Origin of the sequence: Staphylococcus simulans (assembly GCF_003043455.1) — a bacterium.
GTDB classification, from domain to species: Bacteria; Bacillota; Bacilli; order Staphylococcales; family Staphylococcaceae; genus Staphylococcus; species Staphylococcus simulans_A.
The window spans coordinates 1-5,002 of the sequence record NZ_PZGG01000099.1 but is presented as its reverse complement, the minus strand read 5'-3'; the positions used below and the strand labels follow the sequence as shown (position 1 = coordinate 5,002).

Genomic DNA, 5,002 nt, shown 5'->3' with positions numbered 1-5,002 from the left:
GTTTGATGATATTATCAATGAACAACGTTACCAAGTCCAAGAAGATAAAATTCAAAGTGATAACGAAATTGTACAAAGACATCATGATTTAGTGAATATGCTGTTGACGAGACAACCTGCTTTCTTAACAGAAGGTAATGATATTGATGTGTTTGTCGATGGTCATAAATTATACGATCAAATGATCGAGGATATTAAAAAAGCAGAGTCTTTTATTCACTTAGAGTATTATGTATTTGAATTAGATGGTTTAGGACACCGTATTATCGATGCATTGGAAGAGCGTTTAGAAGCGGGTGTTGAAGTCTTATTACTATATGATGATATTGGTTCTAAGAAATTAACATTACGCCAATTCAAGCGTTTCAGAAAGCTTGGCGGTCAAGTTGAAGCGTTCTTCGCAAGCAAACTACCGTTGATTAACTTCAGAATTAATAACCGTAACCACAGAAAAATTGTCGTGATTGACGGCCAAATCGGATATATCGGCGGTTTCAATGTAGGAGATGAATATTTAGGTTTAAGTAAGAAGTTCGGTTACTGGAGAGATACACATGTCAGAATTAGAGGTTCTGCAGTGGATGCTTTAGAATTACGCTTTATGTTGGATTGGAACTCTCAATCTAAACGACAAACTTTACCGTATAAACCGAAATACTTCCCAGTGAAGGAAGATGTTGGAAATGCTTCTGTACAGATTTGTTCAAGTGGTCCTGATGACAATTGGCATGAAATTGAATTCGGTTATACGAAAATGATTAATTCAGCCAAAAAATCAATTTATATGCAGAGTCCTTATTTCATTCCAGATAATTCTTATATCAATGCGTTAAAAATGGCAGCAAATTCAGGTGTGGATATTCACTTAATGATTCCTGATATGCCTGACCATCCATTTGTTTACTGGGCAACGTATTATCATGCGGCAGAGTTATTAGACTCAGGTGTGAAAATCTATACGTATAATAATGGATTTATCCATTCTAAAACAATGGTCATTGATGACGAAGTTGCTAGTGTCGGTTCAGCTAATATGGATTTCAGAAGCTTTGAGTTAAACTTCGAAGTGAATGCATTTATGTATAACAAAGAAATCGCTACTGAATTACGTAAAGCCTTTGAACATGATGTCACACTTTCAACAGAGTTAACGAAAGCGCGTTATGCGAATCGTTCATTCTGGATTAAGATGAAAGAAGGCTTCTCAAAACTGATTACACCAATTTTATAAGAAAAGAAAAACTCGGAAGTGAGCCATCTCATTTCCGAGTTTATTTATGCGAAGTTATTTCTTTTTATTATGTTTTTCTCGATTCTGCTGGATAATAAATAGAATAAAACCGACGAGCATTCCCATTAGAATACCAATAATCGCTGTAACTAGTAATGGGAACTCATACACATATTGCAAAATCAAGCCGACGATAATTGCGACTGCAACGGCAAAAATCGTTACGATATTTTCTTTAATGGCTTGCATAGCGCGCCTCCTCATCAAATTCCTTGTTTCTATCATACCAAATTTTTGTGCATCAGAGAATTGACGCACCTATGAAAAAATAGGTATGATGAGTCGGTGATAACTTTAATCAAAGCAGGTGAAATTTTTTGAAACGTAAATCTATGTCGTCAATCATTGTTATTGCAGTGATTGCTGTAATTGTTTTAGGTTTCCAATATTTTAATCATTCAGGTCCCTTTAAACAAAGCGGTGGAGAACAAGTTTCGACATCGATGGGGGATAAAGAAGCGGTTACTGTCAAACGTGTTATTGACGGTGATACATTTATCGCAACAGATAAAGACAATCGTGAAATTAAAGTCAGAATGATTGGCATGGATACTCCAGAAACAGTTAAACCTAATACGCCTGTACAACCGTACGGGAAAGAGGCTTCAAACTATACTAAGAAACATTTGAATAACCAAAAGGTTTATTTGGAATTTGATAAAGAGCCGAAAGATCAATACGGCCGCTATTTAGCTTATGTTTGGTTAGATAAGGACCATATGTTTAACGAAGAATTAGTTAAACAAGGGCTGGCACGTGAAAAGTACTTTGCACCGAATGGCAAGTACCGAGATGTGCTTAAAGAGGCTGAACGAGAAGCTAAACAAAAACATTTAAATATTTGGAGTTAAAAATAACAGTCCAAATAGTAAATCTTAAAGTTTGGAACTATCATTATGAAACTTTCTAGAGAAGATTTCTTTGTATATACAGAATTCTTCCCTTTTTGTTTTATAGAATTATATATTCGCTATTCAAAATTCTCAATTGAAATAAAAATTCATCTTTTTAGTAACAACAATAGGAAAGTGTTCTCTATAGTTTTCTATAAAATACCTACTCATGTTATACGCATTGTAAATACTTGAATATCTGAATGACCAAGTTGTTGTATACAAGTTTCAATACATATTTACTAACTTATTTCATATGTACAATCATACTAATACTATGGTCACTTAATTGGTTTAATTGTAAATAATTGTATGTTTCAATTAAAATACTACAATACTCTTGTGTCAAATATATTTATTGTTAGAATAAAGTTAAATAATGAATAGGAGGAATATTTATGAAAAAATTAGGAGTTCTTGGAACAACTGTTTTAGCAAGTACAATCTTATTCGCAGGAGTGCAGAGTGATACTGCAAATGCTGCAAGTGTTGATGAAAGTCAAGCGTCAGAAAGCGTAAAAAACTTAGTGGAAAACAATAACAATTACCAACCTAAAAGTGAAACACAGTATGTAATTGATAAAGAAGGGGAAAATCCTGTAGAGAATTCATACAAAGTTGCTTTTGGAGAAGTGCCCAATCAAGCACCTTCTTTTTTATACGTTGATAAAGATACAGGAGATATTTATGATCCAGACGGAAATTTAGTACAAAAAGCATCTAGCAATACAGAAAATGGAGGGCAAGAAGAAAACGCGACTCACCATGAAGTTGAAGGACAACAAGGAGAAGTGACTCAACCAGAAAATACGACACAACAAGAAAAAACAGAACAATCAAAAAGCTCGGTTCAACAGTTACCAAATACTGGTGAAGAATATAACAATGTGGTGTTTGCATTGTTCGGCTCATTATTAGCAACAACAGGTGCATTATTATCTTTCAAGCAAATTTTCAGAAAAAGACAATCGTAAATTAATACATTTATTTTTATTAATATCGTTATTGGACCCTGCACGTGAAAAGTACTTTGTGCCGAATGGCAAGTATCGAGATGTGCTTAAAGAGGCTGAAAGAGAAGCGAAACAAAAATGTTTAAATATTTGGAGTTAAAGAAAACCGGATAAGCATATTTCTGCTTGTCCGGTTTCTAATTAAGGTTGATTGATATAGTCTAGGATTTTTTCGCAATCTTGTTCATTGATTTCGTGTTTAGACTGTGCAAATATGTTGCGAATCGCATCTTTTAAGTCATGTTTAGAAGTTGCGGTTTCAACATATTTTTGACGTTCAGTCGGACCATCAATGATATTAACTGAACCGTCACTAAAGTATACTAAACCGACGCTTGAAATTTTTTGGTTGAAGTTTTTTTCGTAAGCATCTTTTAGTTCTTTAGAGTTTACAGAGGCTGTAAGATACGGATCATAATCATAGAAATCAAATGTAACACTATTGCTTTTGACTTTTTCTGTAAACGTATAAATATCTTCTCTTGTAGACTGGAATTGACTTTGATATTGATCAGCAATGTAATGGCCGATGATTTGATCAATATCTTCAACATTTGTATCAATCGGTTTTTCAGGCTCAGCACTGAAGTGATAAAATGTTTTTTCTTTCCAGTTTTTCACATCGATATTTAACAACCCTTTATCTGTGATGACCACATAATCAAATGTACGCAAGAAGTTGAAGAGTGGATGCTTAACGGCAACATTACCTGTTGAAACAATATGATAAAACTTGATTTCTCCGTTTTCTTTCAAGTTTTGCATCACTTTCTCGATAGACTGTTTCGCTTTGCGTACGCCATAATGATGTTGTTGTGTACCATCATTAATGATTTGATTTTTCAATGATGCCACTTCTGTACGTAAGGTGTTGACCTTGCTTACAAGTTGATTTTTTGAATAAATCTCTGTATCTAGTCGGTGCTGCATCAAGCTGCGTGATACAACGAGTGCAATGGCCAATATCACGATAACAGCAACTAGAAGTAATATTAAATACATACCTATCATTCCTTACTCAATAAAAAGTAGTTAAATTTAAACATACCCTAATAATCTAACTCTTAGTGGTAAAAATCAATAATAAAGTCTTAACAAAAGATTAATGTAACATTTATGTCATATTATGAGAATACTAAAAAAGTTCCAGACGAATATTAAGTGATTGTGTCTGGAACTTTAATAATCAAATTCAATTTTAAGTGTTTGGTTTCAACTCAGCTTGGGAATCAATGAAATATCTTAAAAACTATTACGCTTTTGTATCTTGTAAGATAGATTTTTGTAAAGCGTCAAATTCCTCAAGCAGTTTCAATGCTTTTTTCGTTTGTGCGCTTGTAATAGTAATGAATACTTTTCGTTCATCATCGATGCAGCGTTGCTTGCCGATGATTTTCATTTCCGTTAATGTGCTGAACGATTTATGAATTTCCATTAAACTGAAATTCATACCGTGTTTAACTTCAAGAAGAGGAATAAGTTTCTTTTGACGATCTAAAATGTGCTTTAAAAATAATAAATCGTTAAAACGTAAGTTATACTCCTTCTTCAAAGCGTTAATTAATTCTTTTCGATGCAATTCATAGTAAAAAATCGATTCTGTAGACTGTGTTTTTTCAGAATACATGATTTCACCTCGTGTTGTATTTATAATATCTTGCGTCTACATTATTATAATAAAAAAGTTATACTTTGAAAAGAGATATTCTTTAGTTTTAACTTAAATTATTGTATCTATTTTTAAAAATTCAATTAACGAATGAAAATAAAGTTTATAAATCCAATAGGGTTACTTGGTATAACAA

6 protein-coding genes and 1 pseudogene are annotated in these 5,002 nt (G+C 32.9%); 4 read left to right on the top strand and 3 right to left on the bottom strand.

The features are described 5' to 3' along the window. A partial coding sequence (gene cls / locus BU038_RS11825) for a cardiolipin synthase (RefSeq protein WP_107606187.1) occupies positions 1-1,231 on the top strand: 1,231 nt, incomplete at its 5' end. Positions 1,232-1,285: 54 nt separating this feature from the next. On the opposite strand, the gene BU038_RS11820 is transcribed toward cls, so the two are convergent. Beyond that, a complete protein-coding gene (locus tag BU038_RS11820; RefSeq protein WP_107606186.1) occupies positions 1,286-1,480 on the bottom strand; it encodes a hypothetical protein in 195 nt (64 codons plus the stop codon). Positions 1,481-1,608: 128 nt separating this feature from the next. On the opposite strand from BU038_RS11820, the gene nucI reads away from it, so the two are divergent. The 3 genes and pseudogenes from nucI to BU038_RS12700 all read left to right on the top strand — a co-directional run. After that, a complete protein-coding gene (gene nucI, locus BU038_RS11815) occupies positions 1,609-2,142 on the top strand; it encodes a thermonuclease NucI (protein ID WP_107606185.1) in 534 nt (177 codons plus the stop codon). A 440-nt stretch (positions 2,143-2,582) separates the two neighbouring features. Beyond that, positions 2,583-3,158, top strand: coding sequence for an LPXTG cell wall anchor domain-containing protein (locus BU038_RS11810; protein WP_107606184.1), 576 nt, complete (start codon positions 2,583-2,585; stop codon positions 3,156-3,158). Between the two features lie 40 nt (positions 3,159-3,198). Beyond that, positions 3,199-3,297, top strand: a pseudogene (locus BU038_RS12700) (thermonuclease NucI); the annotation flags it as partial. Positions 3,298-3,338: 41 nt separating this feature from the next. Here BU038_RS12700 and BU038_RS11800 read toward each other — a convergent pair. Continuing rightward, positions 3,339-4,199, bottom strand: a complete 861-nt coding sequence (locus BU038_RS11800; RefSeq protein ID WP_107606183.1) for a hypothetical protein — start codon at positions 4,197-4,199, stop codon at positions 3,339-3,341. 250 nt (positions 4,200-4,449) lie between these two features. Next, on the bottom strand, positions 4,450-4,824 hold the full coding sequence (locus tag BU038_RS11795; RefSeq protein ID WP_107606182.1) for a transcriptional regulator, SarA/Rot family: 375 nt from the start codon (positions 4,822-4,824) through the stop codon (positions 4,450-4,452). Between the last annotated feature and the right edge of the window lie 178 nt (positions 4,825-5,002).